Raw genomic sequence first — 23,265 nt, 5'->3', positions numbered from 1 at the left:
CGGGCAGCGGGGCTCCTGGCTCAGGCCGTCCGGCGGACCGCGGGCGGAAGGTCCTCCGGGCCGGCCTCGGCCGGGCGCGGGCGGCCCAGCGGGTGCGCGCGCACCGCCAGGACGGCGACGTCGTCCTCGGCCCCCTCCCCGAGCAGCTCCTCGAGCAGCCGGTCGCACAGGTCGGACAGCGACAGCCCGGACGAGCGCGCCAGCACGGCCCGCACCCGGGCCCGTCCCTCGTCCAGCGGCACCCCGCGCCGCTCGAACAACCCGTCGGTGAACAGCACCAGCGTGCTGCCCTCGGGCATGGCCGCGTCGCCGTCGGCGAGCTGCTCCACCCAGCCGGTACCCAGCGGCGGGCCGACCCGGACCGAGAGGTCGCGGACCTCGCCGTCGGCCAGCAGCAGCATCGGGTCGGGGTGCCCGGCCGAGGCCCAGTGCAGCCGCCGGAGCCCGGACGCCCGATCGGCGTCCCCCTGCTCGACGCGGCAGACCAGGGCGGTGGCCATGGCCGGGACCGCCAGGCCCACCAGCGCCTGGTCGACCCGGTGGAGCAGACCGGCCGGCTCCTCGAGCCGGTCGTAGCCGATGGCGCGCACCAGCGTCTTGATCTGCCCCATGGCGGCGGCGGCCTCGACGTCGTGGCCCATCACGTCGCCGATGACCAGCACGGTGTCGCCGTCGGGCTGCAGGAAGGCGTCGTACCAGTCGCCGCCGATCGAGATGCCCTGCGTCGCGGGACGGTAGCGCACGGCCAGCTCGAGGCAGTCGGGCTGGACCGGCGGGGAGAGCAGGCTCAGCTGCAGCCGCTCGGCCACCTGGTGGTTCAGCGTGACCAGCCGGGCGTTGTCCAGGGCGAGGGCCGCCCGGCGCGAGGCGATCTCCGCGGTCCGCAGCTCGGTGCCGGTGTGCGGACCCCGCTCGGGCCCGTTCACCAGGGTCAGTGCGCCGAACACCTCGCCGCGGGCGACCAGCGGGAAGGCCGCGACGGCCATCGGCCGCAGCGGCTCGAGCGCCGCCCGGCTGACCGGGTCGGCGATCATCGTCGCCAGGTGCTCCTCGGTCAGCTGCTCGATCACCACGGGCGCCCCGCTGCGCAGCGCCACCGGGACCGGGGCGGTGGCGGCGTTCGACGCCACCCGCGCGTCGGCGTAGCGGTGCATCGCCTCGACCAGCGAGGGGTCCCGGTGGGCGCGGCCGACGTCACGCCGGGTCCCGTCGGGGTCGACCACGCTGACCAGGCACCAGTCGGCCAGTTGCGGCACGACGCGGGCGGCGAACCGGGCGACCGCCTCGTCGATGTCCAGCGTCGAGGTCATCGCCTGGCTGATGTCGCCCAGCAGCATCAGGTGCCGGCCGGTCTCCTCGGCCTCGTGGGCCGCGCGGGCGGCCTCCGCGGCCGCCTGCTCGCGCGCCGCGACCGCGGCGGCCCGCTCCTCCTCGGTGCGCCGGCGCGCGGTCACGTCGTCGTAGGTGACCACCAGGCCGGCGTCGGTGAGGAAGGCGTCGGCCCGGAACCACCTGCCCAGCGGCGCGAACCAGGCCTCCGTGCCGCCGGACTCGCCCGTGCGGCGCACCTGGCGGTAGAGGGCCTCGAACGGCCCGCCGACCGCCTCGGGGAACTCCGCCCAGATGTCCCGGCCGAGGAGGTCGGGAGTCCGGCGGTCGAGCACGCGGGCGCCGGCCGGGTTGACGTAGCTGAAACGCCAGCCGGCATCCAGGACGAACATCGGCCGGTCCATGCCCTCGACCGCCTGCAGGAGCAGCCCGCCGAGCGGCGTGGCCGCGTCGTGCAGGGAGGTGCCGTCCAACGCCGCTCCGTTCCGGCGCGCGAGTGGCGGCCAAGGGCACCCAGCCTGACTGCTGCGCGGGGCGAAAGCAACGGTGGACGGGCCGTTCCCCCGGTCGGGGCGGACCGTGACGCTGCCCACACGTGCCGCGCGCTGCCTGCAGGTGCCGCACCGGGACACCCGAAGTCGGCGTCGTGAGGGGTTGACACCGTCCGCGCCGGGGCACACCCGGGACCGTCGAAGTCCGACTCGAGGGGGAGAGCATGGGGCGACTCGCGTGGCCACTGCGCCCGCTGCCCGACGGGCGCGGCGAGGTCTGGCGCTGGCGGCTCGCCGCGCTCGCCGAACTGCCCGCTGCCCGCGCCGGCCTGCGCTCCCGGCTCGAGGGGGCCGGCCTCCCGCACGACGACGACCAGGACCCGGCCAGCGAGCAGCTCGTGCTGGCCTTCGACGAGCTCGCCTCCAACGCCCTGCGCCACGGCGAGTCACCGGTGGTGGCCACGGTCGTGGCCGGCAGCGGGGGCTGGCTGCTCGACGTCAGCGACCGGGCGCCCGGGTCGATGCCGGCACCGGTGGTCGACCGCGACCCCGCCAAGGGTGGCATGGGCCTGCAGCTGGTGGCGCGGCTCTCCGTCGCGCACGGCTGGTACGTCGACGAGGAGTGCAAGCACGTCTGGGCCTGCCTGCCCACCACCACCGCGGAGCCCGAGTACGCCATCGCCTGACCGGCGCCCGGTGTTCCACGTGCGACCACGACGCGCGGAGACCCCCGTCGCCCGAGGGCGGCGGGGGTCTCTGCGCAGGGGGCGTTCCTCGTCAGGGGATGACGAAGGAGATCGCTCCCTTGCCGTACGTGGGCACCTCGAGGGCGAGATCCACCCGGTTGAAGGCGGAGAGCATCCCGACGAGGTCACCCGGGATGTCGTCGCCCGGGGCGTAGAGCTTGTGCAGCTTCGAGTGCGGGGCGCCCGCGGTGTTGAACAGCGCGGAGAGCACGTTCACCACCTCGTGCAGCGCCTCGACCTGCATGGTGGTCAGCTCGCCGTCCTCCTCGACGGCGTCCTGGCACCCGCCGGGGGGAAGCAGCGCCAGCGCGCCACCGGTGTAGGCCGCCGCCCCCAGGTCCATCAGGCACAGCGCGTTGACGGCCATCTGCGGGTCGACGTAGACGGCGACCGCCACCGGCTTCTCCGGCGTGGGGGTCAGCGGGGCGCCCGGCGAGACGGTCACCGACTTCCCGAGCAGGCCGGTGAGCATGTCGCGGACGTCCTTGGCGGCCGGCAGCTGCACCGCGGTGGGGGCGGTCATGCGATCACCCCGTCCAGGTGCTCCTTGAAGGTGTCCTCGGTGAACGGCTTGGCGATGAGGAAGAGCGCGCCGGCGTTCGCCGCCTTCTCCCGCATCTCCGGCGAGCCCTCGGAGGTGACGAACCCGAACGGTACGGCCGAGCCGGAGGAGCGCAGCGCCTGGAGGCACTCGATCCCCGTCATGTTCGGCATGTTCCAGTCGGACAGGACGAGGTCAGGCTGCTCCGAGCCGACCTTGGCCAACGCGTCGGCGCCGTCCTCGGCCTCGACGATGTCGTGGTCGTCGTACCCGGCCTGACGCAGGGTGCGGATGACGATCTGCCGCATCACGCGGCTGTCGTCGGCGATCAGGATCTTCACAGTGACACCTCGTTCTCGCGGGTGGGGGTGGGAACCGGCAGCGGCGGGAGTGCGCCCTGCACGGAGATCGAGACGGCCTCGCCGCGCCACAGGACGTCGATGCGGCAGAGGTCGCCCGGGTTGCGGACCAGCGGGGCGTTGCCGACCTGCGGCAGGCTGAGCGCCGACGGGCCGGGCAGCGCGGCCTTGACACCGCCGCCGACCACGTTGGCGATCTCACCGAAGGCGTCGGCGACGTCCTCGTCGTCCAGCACCTCCGGTGCGGACTCCCGGAGCAGCGCCCGGGAGAGCTCTTCGGCGGTGGCGCGCCCGGTGGTCAGGACGACGCTGCCGGTCCACGGGCCGACGACGTCGACCCAGCTGGACAGGATGTCGCCGGGCAGCGCGGACGGGACCGGGACGAGGACCTCGTCCTCGCCCACCAGCGAGATCCAGGTCTCGCCGGCGATCGACAGGACGGTGTCCCCGTCGATCAGGTCGGTGATCACCGGGCGGGCATCGCTGCTGCGGCGCCGCGCCCCGGTGTCGATCGTGTTCACAGGGCGACCTCCTGGGGGAGCAGGCCGAGCAGCGCGAGCTTGTCGCGGAAGGCGTCGGCGGTGAACGGCTTGATCATGTACTCGTGCGCGCCGGCAGCCAGGGCACGGACGATCTGGGTGTGCTCGCTCTCCGAGGTGACCATCATCATGGTCATCCGGCGCCACGCCGGGTTGGAGCGGACGGCGGAGACGAACTGCAGCCCGTCCATCACCGGCATGTTCCAGTCGATCGTGGCGAGGTCGGGCACCCAGCCCTCGTTCAGGACGTCCAGGCCCTCGCCACCGTGACCGGCGTCGCGGACCTCGTAGCCGAGGTTCGTGAGGATCCCGGTGACGATCCGCCGCATGGCGCGGGAGTCGTCGATCACCAAGGCGCGCATTACTTCCCCTTCAGTGGGCGGTAAGCGGAGCTGCGGCCGATGACGACCCGCTCCCATGAGTCGTCGACACCGAGCGTGGTCTCGGCGGCGCCGAGGAAGAGCCAGCCGTCGGGTCGCATGAGGTCCCGCACACGGCGGAGGATCGACTGCTTGGTGGGCAGGTCGAAGTAGATGAGGACGTTCCGCAGGTAGACCACGTCGAACGGGCCCATCCGCGGCAGCGGCGCGGCGAGGTTGCACTCGCTCGCGTGAACCATCCGGCGGAGGTTGGCCGACACCTCCCACTCCGTCCCGGCCCGGGAGAAGTGCCGGACCAGCATGGGGGCGGGCAGCCCGCGGTTGACCTCGAGCTGGCTGAACCGTCCCGCCCGGGTGCGCTGCACCATTTCCCGGGAGATGTCGGTCGCCGTGATCGAGACGCGCGAGGCGGCGTTGGGCAGCGCGTCGTCCAGCAGCATCGCGATCGTGTACGGCTCCTGGCCGCTGGACGAGGCCGCCGACCAGATCTGCAGCCGCTCGTTGGGACCGCGCGCCGACAGCAGGGCCGGCAGCACGGTCGAGGTCAGCGCGGTGAACGGGTCGCCGTCGCGGAACCAGGAGGTCTCGTTGGTGGTGAGCGCCTCGACGATCCGCCGGGTGTTGTCGGCGTCCGGGCGCACCCGGACGGTCTCCACCAGCTTGCTGACGTCGGTCAGGCCCATCTGCCGGGCGATGGGCAGGAGGCGGGCCTCCACCAGGTACTCCTTGCCCGGCTGGAGCACGATGGCGCTCTCCTTGCGGACCAGTTCACGGACCCAGTCGAAACTGGTCGCGGTCAGACTCATCGACGACCTCCCACGGCCATAGCTGTTCCGGAGTTCAGGAGTGCGGCACCCGAGAGGTGCCGCTGGATCGCCTCGGCGATCCGGTCGAGCGGCAGGACCTCGTCGGCGTAACCGGCCTGGGCCACGGCCCCGGGCATGCCCCACACGACCGAGGTGGCCTGGTCCTGCACCACCACCGTGCCGCCGGCGGCGCGGATCTCGCCGCAGCCGTTCCGCCCGTCCGCGCCCATGCCGGTCAGGACCACGCCGAGCACCGCGCCGTCGTAGGCGGCGACGGCCGACCGGAACAGGGGGTCGACCGCGGGCCGGCAGAAGTTCTCCGGCGGGTTCTGGTTGAGCGAGGTGGCGAACGCGGCGCGGCCGTTCGCGCGGACGACCAGGTGGTGGTCGCCGGGAGCGAGGTGGACCGTGCCGGGGGTGAGCGGGGTGCCGTCGACCGCCTCGACCACGCGCAGCGCGGACAGCCGGTCCAGGCGCTGGGCGAACTGGCGGGTGAAGACCGGCGGCATGTGCTGGGCGAGGAGGACCGGCACCGGGAGGGTGGCGGGCAGCGCCGGGAGTACGCGGGCCAGCGCCTCCGGCCCACCGGTGGAGGAGCCGATGACCAGCACCGCCGGCTTCTTGCCGGGGCCGGTCCGCGGGGCGGCCGGGCGCGGCGGCGGGACCACCGGTGCCGCGGCGCGCGCCACCGTCGTCACCGGACGACCGGTCAGCGCCTTGATCTTGGGGATCAGCTGCTCGCGGACGCTCTCCATCGACTGCGCCACGCTGCCGACGTTGGCCGGCTTGGTGACGTAGTCGTTGGCCCCCGCGGAGAGGGCGTCGAGGGTGGCGGTGGCGCCCCGCTCGGTGAGCGTGCTGAACATGATGATCGGCACGCGGCTGTGCCCTCGCCCGGCTCCACCCCCGGCGCCCCCGCGGATGGCCCGGACCGCCTCGATGCCGTTCATCTCCGGCATCTCGATGTCCATGGTGATCAGGTCGGGCTTGAGCTGCTCGAGCTTGCCGACGGCGACCTTGCCGTTGACAGCGGTGCCCACGACCTCGATGCCCGGGTCCGCGGAGAGCACGTCGGTGACGATCTTGCGGACGACGACCGAGTCGTCGACCACCATCACCTTGATCGGGTTCACACGTCCTCCTGGCCCCTGCCCCCGTCGACCGGCGGGCACGTTGTCTGTATCGGCATGTCCGCGCCCGGCTTGAGCCCTTCGGCGGTACGGCATCCGGCATCTCCCGAAGTTCTCGGGACATGGGCGACGAAGACGCCGGCAGCGGCTCCCGGGCGCGACGGAATGACCGCCCGAGCTCCGCGCGCCCATTCTTCGGAATGGCGGTGGCGGGGATCGGCGGCCGGATGGCCGCATCCGGAATGCTTCGCCCACGCGGCCGGAGAGGCCGGGGAAGGCGGGTGCTACCGGGAGATTCTCGGCGCGGGGCAGCCGGAATCCAGGCGACACGCAGAATGTGTCGCCCTATCTTCTAGCCGTCGATGAATGTCGACAGAACCCGGGTCGGCGACCCGCACGGCCATTGTCGACACGACCCGTGGCAATGGTGTCCGATCTGGGGATACGCCGTGCGGTGCCGGGCACCGCGGGCCGGTCAGCGGAGCGCGGCGACCCGGCGGCCGGGGGCGCGCAGGAGGGCGACGGCGTCGCTGCCCAGCAGGTCGTCGACGACGATCGCCTGCACGCAGCCGGAGACGGCGTTCCACACGCCCGCCGCGCCGTCGTGCAGGTCGAAGCCGCCGTCGAGGAAGGCCTGGACGGCCAGCAGCTGGGCCGCGGCGAGCGCGCGGATGCGGCCCGACACGTGAGCGCCCCAGGAGGCCTCGTGCATCGCGGTCGCCCACGGACGGCGCTCGGCCCGCCCCTCGTCGACGGCGAGCCGCCAGCGGGTGCGGCCGGCGTCGTCCAGGTCGCGGACGGCGGCGAGGAAGGCGGTCAGCTCGTCCGCCGCCGGGCCCAGGCCCCACGAGCCCGGACCGGCCAGCGGACCCCCGTCCAGCGCCCGGTCGAACGCCGCCGTCAGGTCGCGCCGGACCAGGGGCGGCAGCACGCCGGCCGCCCAGAAGCCCACGGCCGCGTCGGCCAGCACGTCGGCGGCCTCGTCCCACTCGTCGGCGTCCCACCCGGCCCGCAGCGGGTGCTCGGCGCCCAGGACGTCCTCGCGGAGCAGCCGCTCCAGCGTGGGGGCGTCACCGATGGTGCCCTGCTCGAGCTGGGCGACCAGCAGGGCCGCCCGGTCGCCCGCGCCGCGGCCGGCGTCGGCGGCCGACCGCATGTGCGGCACGCCGGCGGCCATCTCGCGCGCCCGACGGGACCGGACGGCGCGCACCCCGCGGCGCTCGCGGTCCAGCCCACGGGCCGGGTGCACCGCGGCCAGCCGGGAGACGGCGGCCTCGTCCGCGCCCAGGCCGGTGAGGAGCACCTCGGCGACCGAGCGCCCGGCGGGTAGCCGCACGAGGTCGAAGCCCAGGGTGGCGGCACTGACCAGCGAATAGGGCATGGCAGGGCCTCCGCGGCAGCCGGGAACAGGACGACCCATGCTGACTGCCCGACCGGCGAAGCGCCATGCGCACGTCACCCGATCGCTGGAGCCGGGTTCCGCCTACTGCGCGTGTCGCAGGGTGCACCGTCAGCGATAGGTAACCCTCGGTGACCGATCGCTACCCGGGGTCCCGGCTCAGTCGATGTCGCCGTCGTCGTCGTCGTCGTCCTCCACCTCGGTACCGAGCACGGCGGCGTCCCCGGCATCGACGGTCACCTCGTGCACGGTGCCGTCGTCGGCGCGCACCTCGATCTCCCAGACCACGTACCCGTCCTCGTCCTCGAGCTCGGCACCGAGCACCTCTCCCCCGCCCAGGGACTCCACCGCGGCCTCGGCGGCGTCGTCCTCGGCGACGGTGGCGAGTTCCGCGAGCGCTTCCCGCTCGGCGACGTCGTCCTCGGGCAGCGTGGCCCCGTCGACGGCCACGGTGCCCGGGCGGGTCAGGTCGTCCCCGTCCTCTCCCCCGACGGTGGCGACGGCCACCCCGCCGGCCGCGGCCAGGACGACGGCGGTGCTCGCGGTTATGACGGCGGTTCGCTTGCCGATGCGCATGAGGTCTCCTCCTCCGACGGCCCGGCCTGGTGCCGGGCTCGTCCACCACGGTGCCCGCGCCGGATGAGGATTCGATGAGCCGCAGCTGAGCGCCGCTCTCACCGTCCCCTCATCCGGTCGTGCCACGCTCGCGGTCATGCGGGTGCTGGTCGTCGAGGACCACGGCAACATGCGGGACGTCCTGGTGCGCGGCCTGACCGAGGCCGGGCACGCCGTGGACGCCGTCGCCGACGGGCCGGCCGGGCTCGCCCGCGCCACGTCCGGGAGCTACGACGCGGTCGTGCTCGACGTGATGCTCCCCGGCATGGACGGGTTCGCCGTCTGCGCAGGCCTGCGCGCCAGGCAGGTGTGGACGCCGGTGCTCATGCTCACCGCCCGGGACGCCGTGCCCGACCGGGTGCACGGCCTGGACGCCGGAGCCGACGACTACCTGGTCAAGCCGTTCGCGTTCACCGAGCTGCTCGGCCGGTTGCGCGCCCTGCACCGCCGCGGGGCCCCGCCACGCCCGTCGGTGCTCGGCTGCGGACCGCTCTCCCTGGACCCGGCGGCCCGGGTGGTGCGCTGCTCCGACCAGGTGGTGGAGCTCTCCCGCCGCGAGTTCACCCTGCTGGAGTTCCTGCTGCGGCACCCCGGGCACGTGCTGTCGCGGGCGCAGATCCTCGAGCACGTCTGGGGGCACGACTACGACGGCCAGTCGAACGTGGTCGACGTCTACGTGAAGTACCTCCGCGACAAGATCGACCGCCGGTTCGGCCTGGACCTGGTGCAGACCGTGCGGGGTTCGGGCTACCGGGTGGCGTGCCCGGACCCCCGCCCGTGAGAGCCGCCTCCCGGCTGCCGATCAGCGTCCGGCTGGCGATGCTGTCGGCGGCCTCGCTCGCCGGGCTGCTGGTGCTCGTCGGGGTGGTGGTGCACGTGCTGCTCGGCGCCGCCCTGCGCGAAGGCGTCGACCAGCGGCTCACCGATCTCGCGGCGGCCCTGCCTGCGGACCTGGTCGGCCGGGACGTCGACGAGGACGGCCTCGGGCTCGACCTCGCCGACCGCACCGTGCAGGTCGTCGACGGCGGGCGCGTGGTCGGGGCGGCCGGGGACGACGTGGCCGACCGGCCGCTGCTGGGCGCCGACGACCTCGCCCGGGCCCGGGACGGCGAGCCGGTGCTGCGGACGGTGCGCGCGGACGGGGAGCGGCTGCGGGTGCTCGCCGTCCCGTACGGGGCCGCGGTCGCCGTCGTGGCCACCGAGCTCGAGGAGGTGTCCGACGCGCAGGAGGCCTTCGTCGCCGGGTTCGTGCCGGCCGCCGGCCTGGCCACCGTCCTCGCCGGGTTCCTCGGGTACGGCATCGCCCGCCGCGGGCTCGCGCCTGTCCGGCGGGCGACCGACGAGGCGCTGGCTCTCAGCGGAGCGGACCTCTCCCGCCGGTTGTCCCCGCCCGCACGCATGGACGAGGTCGGCCGCCTCGTGCTCACCCTCAACGGCCTGCTCGACCGGCTTGCGGCCGCGGTGGCGCGGGAGCGGTCGTTCACCGCTGACTCCAGCCACGAGCTGCGGACGCCGCTGGCGATCCTCACCGCGGAGGTGGAGCTGGCCCGCGACCGCTCACCCGACGGGACGGTCCGCCGGGGCCTGGACACCGCCCTGGCCGAGGCCGGCCGGCTCTCCGGCCTGGTCGACGACCTGCTGCTGCTCGCCCGCGCCGACAGCGGTCACCTGGAGGCCTCCCGGCCGCTGGACCTGGACGAGCTCGTCGCCCGGGTGGTCGCCCGCTTCGGCACGCTCGCGGCGCGGCGGCGGGTGCGGCTGGGGGCCACCGGAGCCGCGGTGGTGCGCGCCGACGCGGTGGGCGTGGAGCGGGCGGTGGCGAACCTCGTCGACAACGCGCTGCGCCACACGCCCGACGGCGGGGCCGTGACCGTCGAGGTGCGCGACACCGGTGCGGAGAGCGCTGAGATCGCCGTCCGGGACACCGGCCCCGGCGTCCCGGCGGACCGGTTGCCACTGCTGTTCGACCGCTTCAGCCGGGTCGACGACGCCCGGCACGAACGGGGTGGCGCCGGGCTGGGGCTGGCCATCGTCGCCGCAGTCGCCACCGCGCACGGCGGCCGGGTGACCGCGGTGAACGCTCCCGACGGCGGCCTCGCGGTGACCCTCGCCCTCGGCCCCGGAGACGGCTGAGCGGCGGGGAGGCATCCCTCCCCGCCGCTCTGCTGTCGCCTGGTCGTGCCGAGTGGGCCCGGAGGGTCCGCGCAGGCCCGACGGACGCGCTCCGCCGGACCGGGGACGGCACCTGGCCGCGGTGTCGTGCCGAGTGGGCCCGGAGGGTCCGCGCAGGCGCGGCGGACGCGCTCCGCCCACCCGGGGACGGCACCTGGCCGCGGTGTCGTCCGGAGGACGACAGAGCGCTAGGCGCTGACGGCCCTCTGGACGTCCAGGGCCAGCAGCAGCTTCCCGTCGAGCTTGTACGCGCCGCGGATGAGGTCGCGGGCCTGGCCCTCGAGCGTGTCCGGCGGCGCCTCGAAGTCACCGGCGTCCACGTCGACCACGTCGGCGATGGAGTCGACCAGCATGCTCACGGCCTCGCCGTGCAGCCGGACGACGATGACGACGGGGTCGGTGCCCTCGGGGCGGGGCGGCCGGCCGAGCCGCTCGCGCAACTCGATCGCGGTGACCACCTGGCCCCGCAGGTTGATCAGGCCGGCGACGGCCGTCGGCGCGAGCGGCACGCGGGTGAGCTGCTGGCTGCGCAGCACCTCCTGCACGTGCTCGACCTCGATGCCGTACAGGTCGCCGTCCAGCCGGAAGGTGGCCAGCTGGCCGCTGGTCGCGGGGGCTGAGCCCTTGGTGGACAGGGCACCGGTCGGAGCGGTCACGTCAGACCTCCAGCAGGGAGTCGGCGACGCCGGACGGCGCCGAGGAGAGGGCAGCAGAGGGAGCCGAGTAGAACTGCGGGTCGGCCGCCAGGATCGCGGCGCGGACGTCGAGCAGCTCGGTCACGCGGTCGCCGAGGACGGCGGAGCCGAGCAGGCCCATGTCGTCGATGTCGCTGCGCACCGCGGCCTCGCCGTCGACGATGTCGAGGATCTCCTCGACGACGATGGCGACGCTGCGACCGTGGTCGGCGTAGACGATGACCTCGAGCACCTCGCGGTCGGACTCGCCGTAGGCGCCCAGGTGCCGGTCGAGCCGGACGATCGGCAGGATCGCCCCGCGGTACTGGACGACCTCCCGGTTGCCGACCTTCTCCACCGACTCGGTGCGCACCTGCTCGAGGCGGGTGACGGTGTCGAGCGGGATGGCCACCCGGCGGCCGCCGCCGATGGCGGCCAGCAGCATCCGCTGCCGCTCGGTCTCTGCGGCCGCGATCTGCAGCGAGCCCGCGCGGGCCTCCTGGCGGTCGGTGGTCTCCGTGCGCAGGGCGCGGCGGGCGAGCGCCTGCACGTCGAGGATCAGCGCCACGGTGCCGTCGCCGAGGACGGTCGCCCCGGAGTACAGGCCGATCGCCTTGAGCTGGCCGCCGACGGCCTTGACGACGATCTCCTCGGTGTTGATGACCCGGTCCACGACCAGGCCGAAGCGCCGGCCCTCGGAGCGCAGGACGGCGATGACGACGTGCCCGTCGTGCCGCTCGGAGGTGAGGCCGAGGACGTCGGTGAGCCGGACCAGCGGGAGCAGCTCGCCGCGGAGCCGGTAGACCTGCGCCCCGCCGACCTCCTCGACGGCGTTGACGGCCTTCTCGGCGTCCAGGCTGACGAGCTCCTGCAGGCTGATCTGCGGGATGGCGTAGCGGTCGGTGGCGCACTCCACGGTCAGCGCCGGCACGATCGCCAGCGTCAGCGGGATGCGCAGCCGGCAGACGGTGCCCACCCCCGCGTCGGACTCGACCTCGATCGTGCCGCCGATGGACTCGATGTTGGTCTTGACGACGTCCATGCCGACACCGCGGCCGGAGACGTTGGTGACCGCCGCGGCGGTGGAGAAGCCGGGCAGGAAGATCAGCTGCAGGATGTCGGCCGGGCTCATCCGGGACAGCGCGTCCTGGGTGAGCAGCCCGCGCTGGACCGCCTTGGCGCCGAGCTTGACCGGGTCGATACCGGCGCCGTCGTCGGCCACCTCGACCACGACCTGGCCGCTCTCGTGCCGCGCGCGGAGGGTGAGGACGCCCTCGGCGGGCTTGCCGGCTCGCCTGCGGTCCTCGGGTGCCTCGATGCCGTGGTCGACGGAGTTCCGGACCAGGTGGGTCAGCGGGTCCTTGACCGCCTCGAGGAGGGTCTTGTCGAGCTCGGTGTCCCGGCCCTCCATGTCCAGACGGATCGACTTCTTCAGCTGCAGGCCGAGGTCGCGGACGACGCGCGGCAGCTTGGACCAGATGTGGTCGATGGGCTGCATGCGCGTCTTCATGACGCCTTCCTGCAGCTCGCTGGCGATGAGGTTCAGCCGCTGGGAGGCGCGGATCAGGTCGGTGTCGGTCTGCCGCGCGACGTTCTGCACGATCTGGTTGCGGGTGAGCACCAGCTCGCCGACGAGGAGCATGAGCTCGTCGAGCAGGTCGACGTCGACGCGGATGGTGCTGTCCGCGACGGCGCGGCGGACCTGACCGCCGGCGGCGTCGGCCGGCACTGCCTCCCCTTCCGGGTGGTCCGCGACGGTGGGCTCGGGCACCGGGTGCTCCTCGGCGACGGGGGCCGGGATCACCGGCTCCTCGGGCAGGTCGACGTGCAGCTCCTCGACGTCGATGACGACGACGGGGGCGGGGGCGGGGGCGGGGGCGGCCTTGGCGCGGCCGGCGCGCCTGGCCGGCGCCTTCGGGGCGGCGGGGGCCGCAGGCGCCTTCCTCGCAGCAGGCGCCTTCCTCGCAGCAGGCGCCTTCCTCGGAGCCGGCACCTTCCTCGCGGCCGGTGCCGGGGCGGCCGGAGCCGCGACGGCGGCCGGGACCTCGACGGCGACCGGGACCTCGACGGCAGCCGGGGCTTCCGGCGCCGGGGCGGCGTCCGCGACCGGGCCGTCCTCCATGGCGGCGCTGATGTCGGCGACGACGGCGGAGACATCCACCGAGCCCTCGCCGCCGCTGGCCTCGATGGAGGTCAGCAGGGCCCGGACGGTGTCGACCATCTGCAGCAGGACGCTGGTCCGGGTCGGCGTCAGGGCGAGCTCGCCGTCCCGCAGCCGGGACAACATGTTCTCGCCGACGTGGGTGACCTCCTCCAGCCGGTTGAAGGCCAGGAAGCCGCTGGTGCCCTTGATGGTGTGGATGGTCCGGAAGATGCTCGACAGCCGCTCGCGGGAGTTCGGCTCCTGCTCGAGGGCCACCAGGTCCGTGTCGAGCTGGTCGAGGTTCTCGTGGCTCTCGACCAGGAACTCCTCGACGATGTCGTCCAGACCGTCCACTGTTGCCTTCTCTCTGGTTGCGACGGGGCACGGTCGGCCCCGCTGGGTCATCGGCGGCCCGCCGGCGGAGTCAAGGTGAACCCGCCGGCGGGGATCGCAGTCGTGTTATCGGCAGCCCGTCGTCCGCGACCGACCACCCGGCCGGCGGACGCCGGGGTCAGTAGGAGAACTGGCCCACCGTGGTGCGCAGGTCCGCCGCCATCCGGGACAGCTCGTCGACAGCGGTGCGGGTCTGGGTCAGCGCCTGGGTGGTGGAGTCCGCGGCCGAGGAGACACCGGAGATGTTCGCGGCGATCTGGCCGGTGCCGTCGGCGGCCTCCTGGACCGAGCGGGACATCTCGTTGGTGGTCGCCGTCTGCTCCTCCACCGCGGAGGCGATGGTGGTCTGCCGGTCGGAGATCTGCGCGACGATCTGCGAGATCTCCCCGATCGCGGCGACCGCCGCGGTGGTGTCGCCCTGGATCGCCTGCACCCGGCGGGCGATGTCCTCGGTGGCCTTCGCCGTCTCCTGCGCCAGCTCCTTGACCTCGTTGGCGACCACCGCGAAGCCCTTGCCGGCCTCGCCCGCGCGGGCCGCCTCGATCGTGGCGTTCAGCGCCAGCAGGTTGGTCTGCTCCGCGATCGAGGTGATGACCTTGACGACGTTGCCGATCTCCGCCGAGGACTCCCCCAGCTTCGCGACCGTGGCGGTCGTGGTCTCCGCAGCGGTCACCGCACGCGCCGCCACCTCCGAGGCCTCCGCCGCGTTCGACGCGATCTCGCGGATCGAGGCACCCATCTGCTCGGCACCGGCGGCCACCGTCTGCACGCTGCGCGAGACCTCCTCGGCCGCCCCGGAGACCACACCCGACTGGGCGCTGGTCTCCTCCGCCGACGCCGAGATCTGCGACGAGGACGCCGACAGCTCCTCGCTGCTCGCCGCCACGGCATCCGCCGAGGCCGCCACCGTGCCCAGCACCGTCCGGAGGTTGCCCACGGCCTCGTCGAGAGCCCGGCCCATGCGGCCCATCTCGTCCTTCGAGGTGAGGCCGGTGGAGCGGGTCAGGTCACCGGCGGCCAGCCCGGCCGCGACGTCCTGCACCCTGTGGCTGGAGCGGGCGATGCCGGTGGCGACCCCGAGGCCCAGGCCGAGGGCGGCGAGGATGCCGGCGACGATGACGGCGATGGTCAGGGTGCGCCGCGATTCGTAACTGGCCCGGACCTCGGCGCTGGCGGCGGCCGCCTCCTCCAGCTCCCAGTCCCGCAGCTCCTGGAGGTCGACCTCCAGCTCTTCGACGAGCGGGCTGACCTGGGCCTGGTTGGCGACGTCCCACCCGCGCACGTTCCCGGCGACGGCGAGGGGTGCGAGCACCGTGGTCTGGAGGTCGAGGTACTCCCGGATGTCGCCGCTGATCTCGTCGGCCATGGCGAGCTTGTCGGCGTTCGTGGTCCCGGCCCGGTACTGCTCGACCACCTCGAGGAACTGCGCCACGTGCTCCGCGGCCTGATCGAACGTCTGCTGGGTCTGCGCAGGCGTCTCGACGATGAGCGCATCCCGGGTGGTCACCCGCGCGTCACTGAGCAGCCCCTCCAGCTCCGCAGCGCGGACGGCGCCCTGCAGGTTGTTCCCGTACAGGCTCTCGGCGTCGTCGGCGGCCGCGCTCATGCCGGAGATGCCGAGGGCGCCGATGCCCCCGGCAACCACCGCGGTGACGGTGACGGCGCTGAGCACCTTGGTCTTCACCGAGCGGTCGCCCCACCAGGCCAGCGCGCCGGTGCTGCGGCCGGCGGTCGGCTCGGGGCTGCGACGGTCCCGGGGGGCGGTCGGACGGGCGGCTGCGCTCATGACGGTGCTCCAGGTGGTGACGGGGGAAGAGCGCGCACCGGATCTCGCCCGACGAAGATGCGGGACGTCCTTGCGCGGTGGGAACAGGCAGAAACATAGGAGGTGAATGGTCCCGGAACGGCCGGAACGGCGGCGTGTCGGGCGCCCCCGCGCGAAAGGCCGGCGACCGCATCTCCGCTGTCGACATACCGCCATTCCGGCAATTGCCACCTGCAGAGATGCGAACGCCGGTGGTGACCGGGAAACGGTCACCACCGGCGTTCGGCGGCGCGGGATCAGTAGGTGAACTGCCCCACCGTGGTGCGCAGGTCCGCCGCCATGCGGGACAGCTCGTCCACGGCGGTGCGCGTCTGGGTCAGCGCCTGGGTGGTGGAGTCCGCGGCGGTGGAGACCCCGGAGATGTTCTCCGCGATCTGCGTCGTGCCACCGGCGGCCTCCTGGACCGACCGCGACATCTCGCTGGTCGTGGCCGTCTGCTCCTCCACCGCCGAGGCGATGGTGGTCTGGTAGTCGTTGATCTGGGCGATCACCGCGCTGATCCGCCCGATCGCGGCCACCGCACCACCGGTGTCGCCCTGGATCGCCTCCACCCGCCGGGCGATGTCCTCGGTCGCCTTCGCCGTCTCCTGCGCCAGCTCCTTCACCTCGTTGGCGACCACCGCGAAGCCCTTGCCGGCCTCCCCGGCCCGCGCCGCCTCGATGGTCGCATTCAGCGCCAGCAGGTTCGTCTGCTCCGCGATCGAGGTGATCACCTTCACCACGTCACCGATCTCCTTGCTGGACTCGCCCAGCTTCGTGATGGTGGCCGTCGTCGTCTCCGCCTCGCTCACCGCCGCAGAGGCCACCCGCGCCGCCTCGTTCGCATTGCTCGCGATCTCCCGGATGCTGGCGCCCATCTGCTCGGCACCCGCGGCGACGGTCTGCACGCTGCGCGAGACCTCCTCCGCCGCCCCGGACACCACGCCCGACTGCGCACTGGTCTCCTCGGCACCCGCCGAGATCTGCGCAGAGGACGCCGACAGCTCCTCCGAGGAGGCGGCAACCGCGTCCGCCGACGCCGCCACCGTGCCCAGCACGGTCCGCAGGCTCTCCTGGGCGGTCCCGAGCGAGGCCGCCATCCGGCCCAGCTCGTCGTGCGAGCGCACGTCCGGGGTGACGGTGAGGTCGCCGGCCGCGAGGGCGTCCACCGACTTCTGCACCGACCGCACCGTGGCGACGATCTGCCGCACCACGAGGACCGCCAGCACGGCTGCGGCACCGATGCCGGCGGCGAGGGCGATCCACAGGGTGACGGTCGCCGTCGCGGCGAGGTCCTGGCCGGCGGCCGCGTCGGCCTGCGCATCGGCGGCCTGGCGCTCCTGCTCGGCGCCGAAGGCGTCGGACAGCGCACGCCCCGTCTCGGCCAGCGGGCCGGTGACGACGCCCTGCACGACGTCCCGGTTCCCGGCGTCGGCCGGGGGGTACAGCTGCGTGTCCGCGACGGCGATGTAGGCGTCGATGGCCTCCTGCATCGGCGCGAAGTCGGCCGGGTCGTTCAGCGTGGCGACGTAGGCGTCGATCTGCTCGAGGAACTCCACCCGGCGCTCGGCCAGGTCCCCCCGCAGCTCGGCGCGCGTGGCGTCGTCGATGAAGCCGTACATGTTGTTGCGCGCCCGCTCGCCCTGCCAGGTGCGCTGCGCCTCGCCGAGCTTGTTCAGGGGGACGATGGAGTCCTCGTAGAGGGTGTCGCCGGCGTCGGCCAGGGTGCCGATCCGCTGGACGGCCAGGCCGGTGAGAGCGAGCGCGACGATCGCCAGCACCGCCAGGGCGGCGCCGATCTTCACGCCGACCGGGCGATCGGTGAACCAGCCTGCCCGCCCGGAGCGGGTGCTGTGTGCGGGAACGGTCATCGGGGTTCTCCAGGAAAGGGATTCGTGCGGGGTGGCGACGGCGAGAACATAAAAGGTCTACGGACCGAGATAGTCCGGAACTGCGGCGTGTCGCGCACTTCCCGCGAGAAAGGGCGGTGACCGCATTTCCCGTGTCGACATGCAGCCATTCCGGCAGTCGGCCGCAGAATGCGCGAACGCCGGTGGTGACCGGGAAACGGTCACCACCGGCGCGCGCGGCGGGGCTGGGTGCGATCAGTAGTGGAAGCGACCCACCGTGGTGCGCAGGTCCGCCGCCATCCGGGACAGCTCGTCGACGGCGGTGCGGGTCTGGCCGAGCGCCTGGGTGGTCGAGCCGGCGGCGGAGGAGACACCGGAGATGTTCGCGGCGATCTGGCCGGTGCCGTCGGCGGCCTCCTGGACCGAGCGGGACATCTCGTTGGTGGTCGCGGTCTGCTCCTCCACCGCACTCGCGATGGTGGTCTGCCGGTCGGAGATCTGCGCGACGATCTGCGAGATCTCCCCGATCGCGGCGACCGCCGCGGTGGTGTCGCCCTGGATCGCCTGCACCCGGCGGGCGATGTCCTCGGTGGCCTTCGCCGTCTCCTGCGCCAGCTCCTTGACCTCGTTGGCGACCACCGCGAAGCCCTTGCCGGCCTCGCCTGCGCGGGCCGCCTCGATCGTGGCGTTGAGCGCCAGCAGGTTCGTCTGCTCCGCGATCGAGGTGATGACCTTGACGACGTTGCCGATCTCCGCCGAGGACTCCCCCAGCTTCGCGACCGTGGCGGTCGTGGTCTCCGCAGCGGTCACCGCACGCGCCGCCACCTCCGAGGCCTCCGCCGCGTTCGACGCGATCTCGCGGATCGAGGCACCCATCTGCTCGGCACCGGCGGCCACCGTCTGCACGTTCCGCGACACCTCGTCGGCCGCCGAGGCCACCACCCCGGACTGGGCCGACGTCTCGTCCGCCGACGCCGAGATCTGCGACGAGGACGCCGACAGCTCCTCGCTGCTGGCGGCCACCGCGTCGGCCGACATGACCACCGACGACAGCACCGACCGCAGGCTCTCCCGCGCCGAATCCATCGACGCGGCCATCCGGCCCAGCTCGTCCTGCGACGTGACACCGGAGGCCACCGTGAGGTCGCCGGCGGCCATGCCGTCGGCGACGCGCTGCACGGCGCGCACGGTGCGGGTGATCCGCCGGACGACCAGGGCGGTCAGCCCGGCAGCCACCACGATGGAGGTCAGCGCGACGACGATCAGCGTGGTGATCGCCGCCGAGGCCTGGTCCGCGGCCTCGGCGTTGCGGGCGGCGGCCTCGGCGGACTGGGCGACGCCCTCGGTCTCGAGCTCGTCGGCCATGATCTGGAGCAGCGGCTGCAGCTGCTCGGACTGGACCTGCGCGAAGGCGGCGAGGTCGCCGCGGTCGGCCGCCGGGAACAGCTGCGTGGTGAGCAGCCCGAGGAACTCCTCGCGCGTCTCGGTGAACAGCTCCATGCTCGCCGGGGCGACGACGAACGGCTCGTACGCGTCGAGCCCCGCCTGCAGGTCGACGTTCTTCTCCTCCATCTCGCCGATCAGCTCGGCACGCCGCTCCGGGGAGGAGACCGCGTACTCGAGGGTCCGCGCGCGGTGGGCCGCGTGTGCCCGCTGCACCTCGGAGAGAGCGTTGAGCGGCTGGAGGTTCTCGGTGTAGATGGCCTCCTGCCCCTCGTGCATCTCGTCGATCCGCGTGACGGCCAGGGCGTTGGTGCCCACGACCACGACGCCGAGGACCGCGACGGCCGCCCCGATCCGCACGCCGACCGGCCGGTCGGCGAACCAGGAACCCAGGGAGGTCCGGCGCCGGGCCGGGGCTGATGGGACGGTCATGTTCGGTCTCCTGTGTCTGCCGTCGCTCGAGGTCGGACGGCGCGGGCTGCTCTCTGCTGCGACACGTGGTGTCGCAGCAGGAGAATGGCCTGTCCGGCAACGATCCGCGCCATTCCGGCGAGCGTGTCCGAACACGTTTCGAAGAATGGTCGGTGACCGCATGCTTTGCGTCGGCATGTCGACATGCGCGGTCCGCCAGAATGGTCGGGAAAAGCAGGACCGGGCGCCGCGGGAAACGGTTCCCCGCGGCGCCCGGCCCCAGTCCTGCCGTCAGTAGGTGAACCTCCCGACGCTGGTGCGCAGGTCGGCGGCCATCCGGGACAGCTCGTCGACGGCGGAGCGGGTCTGCGTCAGCGCCCTCGTGGTCGAGTCCGCCGCCGAGGAGACGCCGGTGATGTTGGCGGCGATCTGGCCGGTGCCGTCGGCGGCCTCCTGGACCGAGCGGGACATCTCGTTGGTGGTCGCCGTCTGCTCCTCCACCGCACTCGCGATGGTGGTCTGCCGGTCGGAGATCTGCGCGACGATCTGCGAGATCTCCCCGATCGCGGCGACCGCCGCGGTGGTGTCGCCCTGGATCGCCTGCACCCGGCGGGCGATGTCCTCGGTGGCCTTCGCCGTCTCCTGCGCCAGCTCCTTCACCTCGTTGGCGACCACTGCGAAGCCCTTGCCGGCCTCCCCGGCCCGCGCCGCCTCGATGGTCGCGTTCAGCGCCAGCAGGTTGGTCTGCTCCGCGATCGAGGTGATGACCTTGACGACGTTGCCGATCTCCGCCGAGGACTCCCCCAGCTTCGCCACGGTCGCCGTCGTGGTGGCTGCCGCGGTCACCGCGCGACCGGCGACCTCGCTGGCCTCAGCGGCGTTCTGCGCGATCTCGCGGATCGAGGCACCCATCTGCTCGGCGCCGGCGGCCACCGTCGCGACGCTGCGCGAGACCTCTTCGGCCGCCCCGGCGACCACACCCGACTGCGCGCTGGTCTCCTCCGCCGACCCGGCGATCTGCTGCGACGAGGCGCTCAGCTCCTCCGAGGACGCGGCCACCGCATCCGCCGAGGCGACGATCTCGGTCACCGCGGTGGACATCGCCGCCGCGGCGGTGTTGAGCGCCGCCGCCATCTCGCCGACCTCGTCCCGTCCACGGACCGGCAGCCGGACGGTCAGGTCGTTGGCCGCCAGCCGCTCGAGCCCGGTCCTCACGTCGCGGACACCACGGACGATGCCGCGGGACACGAACCAGGCCAGCGCCCCGCCGACCAGGAAGGCGATCGCGAAGACCACCACCGAGACCACCCGCGTCCCGGTGCGGGCATCGGCGACGGCCGCCTCCGTCGCCGCGACCCGGGCGTCGACCGACGCGACCAGCTCCACCATCGCCTGGTCGAGCACGTAGAAGACGTCCCACTTCTCGCCCTGGGAGAGCGCGTCGCCCTCGTCCAGGCGCCCCTGCTGCCACAGCAGGAAGATCTGGTCGTTGTAGCCGCTCATCAGCGCCCAGTTCTGCTCGATCACCTCGAGGCTGGCCTCGGCCTCGGCGTCCAGCTGGTCGCGGTCGAGGTCGAAGAGGGTTTCGAAGCCGGCGGCGCCGTCGCGGTAGGCGGCCACGTTGTCGCCGTCGGCGGCCGCGGCGACCGCTCCTCCGTCGACCCGGGCCTTCCAGGCGGTGATGTTCTGCCAGTTCGCCGCCCACAGCAGGTCGTAGCGGGCCGCCTCCACGGCCCGCTGGGCCGCGACGGCGTCCCTCGCCTCGGCATGGAGATCGGCCACGCGCTGGGTGCCGGTGATCCCGGTGACGGTGGCGGCGATCGTGCCCATCAGGAGGGCCGCGCTGACGGCGAGGATCCGGGTGGCTATCCCCCGGTCGCGGTACCAGTGCCTCGGTCGGACGTCGTGCCGTAATGCGGACATGCTCGTGCCATCCCTTGCTCAGCCGGTGGATCCCGCTGATCATCACCATTCCGAGCAGTTGTTTCAGCGCTGAGGTATCCGTGTCGGAATTTTCGGGCGAGAACGACGGACGACCATTTCCCGGCGGGACGATTTATCGACCGGTCGACGCTGGAAATGCGAGAGGGGCGACCGGCCGGTCGGCCGGGCGCCCCTCGTCGTCCCGTGGATGCGACGCACGCGTCGCCGGAGATCAGTAGACGAAGCTCCCCACCGTGGTGCGCAGGTCCGCCGCCATCCGGGACAGCTCGTCCACCGCGACGCGGGTCTGGGTGAGGGCCTGGGTGGTGGAGTCGGCCGCGGAGGAGACGCCGGTGATGTTGGCGGCGATCTCGGTCGTCCCGCCGGCGGCCTCGGTCACCGAGCGCGACATCTCGCTGGTGGTCGCCGTCTGCTCCTCCACCGCACTCGCGATCGTGGTCTGCCGGTCGGAGATCTGCGCGACGATCGAGGAGATCTCCTCGATCGCGGTCACCGCCGCCGTCGTGTCCCCCTGGATCGCCAGCACGCGCCTGGCGATGTCCTCGGTGGCCTTCGCCGTCTCCTGGGCCAGCTCCTTGACCTCGTTGGCGACCACCGCGAAGCCCTTGCCGGCCTCCCCGGCGCGGGCCGCCTCGATCGTGGCGTTCAGCGCCAGCAGGTTGGTCTGCTCCGCGATGCTCGTGATCACCTTGACGACGTTGCCGATCTCCGCCGAGGACTCCCCCAGCTTGGCGACCGTGGCGGTGGTGGTGGCGGCGGCAACCACGGCGCGGGAGGCGACCTCGCTGGCCTCCGCGGCGTTGCTGGCGATCTCGCGGATCGAGGCACCCATCTGCTCGGCACCGGCCGCGACGGTCTCCACGCTGCGCGAGACCTCCTCGGCCGCCCCGGCCACGACCCCGGACTGCGTGGAGGTCTCCTCCGCCGACGCCGCGATCTGCGCCGAGGAGGCGCTCAGCTCCTCCGACGACGCCGCCACGGCGGTGGCCGAGTCGGCGACCGAGGACAGCACGCCCCGCAGGCTCGTGCGGGCCACGTCGAGGGAGGCCGCCATCTGGCCGACCTCGTCGCGGGACGTCACCCCGGTGGCCACGGTCAGGTCGCCCTGGGCCAGCGCCTCGAGCGACTCCTTGACCCGCTGGACCGGCCGGGTGACCGAGCGCAGCGTCAGCACGCTGATCCCGATGATCACCAGGATCCCGACGGCGGCCGCGATCTGCGCCGTGACCGCTGCCTTCGCGAGCGCGTCGTCGAGCCGCACCTGCGCGGCGTCGCTCTCGGCCGCCAGCACGTCCTTGGCCTCGCTCACGGCGCCGTCGGTCAGGTCGTTGGCCGCCTGGATCTCCTCCCAGCGCGCCCGCATGCCGACCGGGTCGGCCACGGCCAGGTCGACCCAGGCGGTGATGGCGTCGGTGTAGTCCTCGAAGCTGCCGGACAGGCCGGCCACCGAGTCGGCCGCCCGACCGGTGAGCGGGACCGTCGCGAGCTCGGCCAGCATGCCCTCGGGCGTGGCGATGTCATCGGCGAGCTCAGCGAGCTGGGCCTGGGGGTCCGCCCGCACGAGCGTCTTGAAGCCGTCGACCTTCAGCTCGCTGGCCCGGGTGTCCAGCTGCAGCACCAGCTCCTGGGCCTGGTTGAGCCGCTGCACCTCCGTGTTCGCGTCGCGCACCGCGGCGTTGCCGAGCAGCATCGCGGACAGCAGCCCCGCGAACGCGGTGACGACGACACCGATCAGGATGCCGAACTTCGTGCCGAGGCGGCGGTCGGCGAACCACCCGGCACGCCGCGGGGCGACGGGGGAGGGGGGAGGTGTGCGCACGGGGACCATCCAGGAGGTGTCGACTGAGCCACCGGGTGTGGCGACACGGTCATTGTTGTCACTCCAGCGATGGACGCGTACGTTCCCGAAACCTGCTGGGAATGATCGTTATGCGACCTGCCGGTCAGCACATTCCTGCGGGCGACGTGTCGACACCGAAGGAATGGTCAGCGGGCGGGCGGCTGACCATCGTCCCGGCCCGGCGCAGCGCATTCCCGGGATGTCGACATCCAGGAGCCGCCGATCACCACCGGTCGCGACGGTCACTCCGGGGCGC

Annotated in this window: 19 protein-coding genes; 3 read left to right on the top strand and 16 right to left on the bottom strand. The window is 73.3% G+C overall.

Translation table 11 applies throughout. The features are described 5' to 3' along the window. Positions 1–20: 20 nt before the first annotated feature. Entirely contained in the window at positions 21–1,802 is a 1,782-nt protein-coding gene (locus O2W17_RS10130) for a SpoIIE family protein phosphatase (RefSeq protein WP_269192303.1), read from the bottom strand. Between the two features lie 242 nt (positions 1,803–2,044). On the opposite strand from O2W17_RS10130, the gene O2W17_RS10125 reads away from it, so the two are divergent. Further along, positions 2,045–2,506, top strand: a complete 462-nt coding sequence (locus O2W17_RS10125; RefSeq protein WP_269192302.1) for an ATP-binding protein — start codon at positions 2,045–2,047, stop codon at positions 2,504–2,506. 91 nt (positions 2,507–2,597) lie between these two features. On the opposite strand, the gene O2W17_RS10120 is transcribed toward O2W17_RS10125, so the two are convergent. The 8 genes from O2W17_RS10120 to O2W17_RS10085 all read right to left on the bottom strand — a co-directional run bounded on the left by O2W17_RS10120 (position 2,598) and on the right by O2W17_RS10085 (position 8,296). Continuing rightward, the gene (locus O2W17_RS10120; RefSeq protein WP_269192301.1) at positions 2,598–3,089 is read right to left on the bottom strand and encodes a hypothetical protein; all 492 of its coding nucleotides are present in this window, start codon (positions 3,087–3,089) and stop codon (positions 2,598–2,600) included. Beyond that, on the bottom strand, positions 3,086–3,448 hold the full coding sequence (locus O2W17_RS10115; protein ID WP_269192300.1) for a response regulator: 363 nt from the start codon (positions 3,446–3,448) through the stop codon (positions 3,086–3,088). Before O2W17_RS10115 ends, O2W17_RS10120 begins: the two co-directional genes overlap by 4 nt. Continuing rightward, entirely contained in the window at positions 3,445–3,987 is a 543-nt protein-coding gene (locus tag O2W17_RS10110; protein ID WP_269192299.1) for a chemotaxis protein CheX, read from the bottom strand. The genes O2W17_RS10115 and O2W17_RS10110 overlap by 4 nt, the downstream gene beginning before the upstream one ends. Then, positions 3,984–4,367 (bottom strand): response regulator, encoded by a 384-nt coding sequence (locus O2W17_RS10105; protein WP_163207962.1) that lies wholly within the window; start codon positions 4,365–4,367, stop codon positions 3,984–3,986. Before O2W17_RS10105 ends, O2W17_RS10110 begins: the two co-directional genes overlap by 4 nt. Further along, positions 4,367–5,191 carry a CheR family methyltransferase gene (locus tag O2W17_RS10100; RefSeq protein WP_269192298.1) on the bottom strand — a complete coding sequence of 275 codons (825 nt, stop codon included), beginning with the start codon at positions 5,189–5,191 and terminating at the stop codon, positions 4,367–4,369. Before O2W17_RS10100 ends, O2W17_RS10105 begins: the two co-directional genes overlap by 1 nt. Then, a complete protein-coding gene (locus tag O2W17_RS10095; protein WP_269192297.1) occupies positions 5,188–6,324 on the bottom strand; it encodes a protein-glutamate methylesterase/protein-glutamine glutaminase in 1,137 nt (378 codons plus the stop codon). Before O2W17_RS10095 ends, O2W17_RS10100 begins: the two co-directional genes overlap by 4 nt. A 472-nt stretch (positions 6,325–6,796) precedes the next feature. Further along, positions 6,797–7,702 carry a hypothetical protein gene (locus O2W17_RS10090; RefSeq protein WP_269192296.1) on the bottom strand — a complete coding sequence of 302 codons (906 nt, stop codon included), beginning with the start codon at positions 7,700–7,702 and terminating at the stop codon, positions 6,797–6,799. Positions 7,703–7,879: 177 nt separating this feature from the next. Further along, positions 7,880–8,296, bottom strand: coding sequence for a PepSY domain-containing protein (locus O2W17_RS10085; protein ID WP_269192295.1), 417 nt, complete (start codon positions 8,294–8,296; stop codon positions 7,880–7,882). A gap of 136 nt (positions 8,297–8,432) precedes the next feature. Here O2W17_RS10085 and O2W17_RS10080 point away from each other — a divergent pair, with 136 nt between their 5' ends. Further along, positions 8,433–9,116, top strand: a complete 684-nt coding sequence (locus O2W17_RS10080; RefSeq protein WP_269192294.1) for a response regulator transcription factor — start codon at positions 8,433–8,435, stop codon at positions 9,114–9,116. Continuing rightward, positions 9,113–10,468, top strand: coding sequence for a sensor histidine kinase (locus O2W17_RS10075; RefSeq protein ID WP_269192293.1), 1,356 nt, complete (start codon positions 9,113–9,115; stop codon positions 10,466–10,468). Before O2W17_RS10080 ends, O2W17_RS10075 begins: the two co-directional genes overlap by 4 nt. Before the next feature lie 227 nt (positions 10,469–10,695). On the opposite strand, the gene O2W17_RS10070 is transcribed toward O2W17_RS10075, so the two are convergent. The 7 genes from O2W17_RS10070 to O2W17_RS10040 form a co-directional block, all read right to left on the bottom strand. After that, positions 10,696–11,163, bottom strand: coding sequence for a chemotaxis protein CheW (locus tag O2W17_RS10070; RefSeq protein ID WP_269192292.1), 468 nt, complete (start codon positions 11,161–11,163; stop codon positions 10,696–10,698). Position 11,164: 1 nt separating this feature from the next. Then, the gene (locus tag O2W17_RS10065; RefSeq protein ID WP_269192291.1) at positions 11,165–13,678 is read right to left on the bottom strand and encodes a chemotaxis protein CheA; all 2,514 of its coding nucleotides are present in this window, start codon (positions 13,676–13,678) and stop codon (positions 11,165–11,167) included. 157 nt (positions 13,679–13,835) lie between these two features. Then, positions 13,836–15,503, bottom strand: coding sequence for a methyl-accepting chemotaxis protein (locus O2W17_RS10060; RefSeq protein ID WP_269192290.1), 1,668 nt, complete (start codon positions 15,501–15,503; stop codon positions 13,836–13,838). Positions 15,504–15,778: 275 nt separating this feature from the next. Next, a complete protein-coding gene (locus tag O2W17_RS10055; RefSeq protein ID WP_269192289.1) occupies positions 15,779–17,392 on the bottom strand; it encodes a methyl-accepting chemotaxis protein in 1,614 nt (537 codons plus the stop codon). A gap of 234 nt (positions 17,393–17,626) precedes the next feature. Continuing rightward, positions 17,627–19,246, bottom strand: a complete 1,620-nt coding sequence (locus O2W17_RS10050; RefSeq protein ID WP_269192288.1) for a methyl-accepting chemotaxis protein — start codon at positions 19,244–19,246, stop codon at positions 17,627–17,629. Between the two features lie 270 nt (positions 19,247–19,516). Next, a complete protein-coding gene (locus O2W17_RS10045) occupies positions 19,517–21,148 on the bottom strand; it encodes a methyl-accepting chemotaxis protein (protein ID WP_269192287.1) in 1,632 nt (543 codons plus the stop codon). Between the two features lie 232 nt (positions 21,149–21,380). Further along, positions 21,381–22,988 (bottom strand): methyl-accepting chemotaxis protein, encoded by a 1,608-nt coding sequence (locus O2W17_RS10040; RefSeq protein ID WP_269192286.1) that lies wholly within the window; start codon positions 22,986–22,988, stop codon positions 21,381–21,383. Between the last annotated feature and the right edge of the window lie 277 nt (positions 22,989–23,265).

Origin of the sequence: Blastococcus sp. VKM Ac-2987, assembly GCF_026967805.1 — a bacterium.
Lineage (GTDB): Bacteria > Actinomycetota > Actinomycetes > Mycobacteriales > Geodermatophilaceae > Blastococcus.
This window is presented reverse-complemented; position numbering and strand designations above follow the sequence as displayed.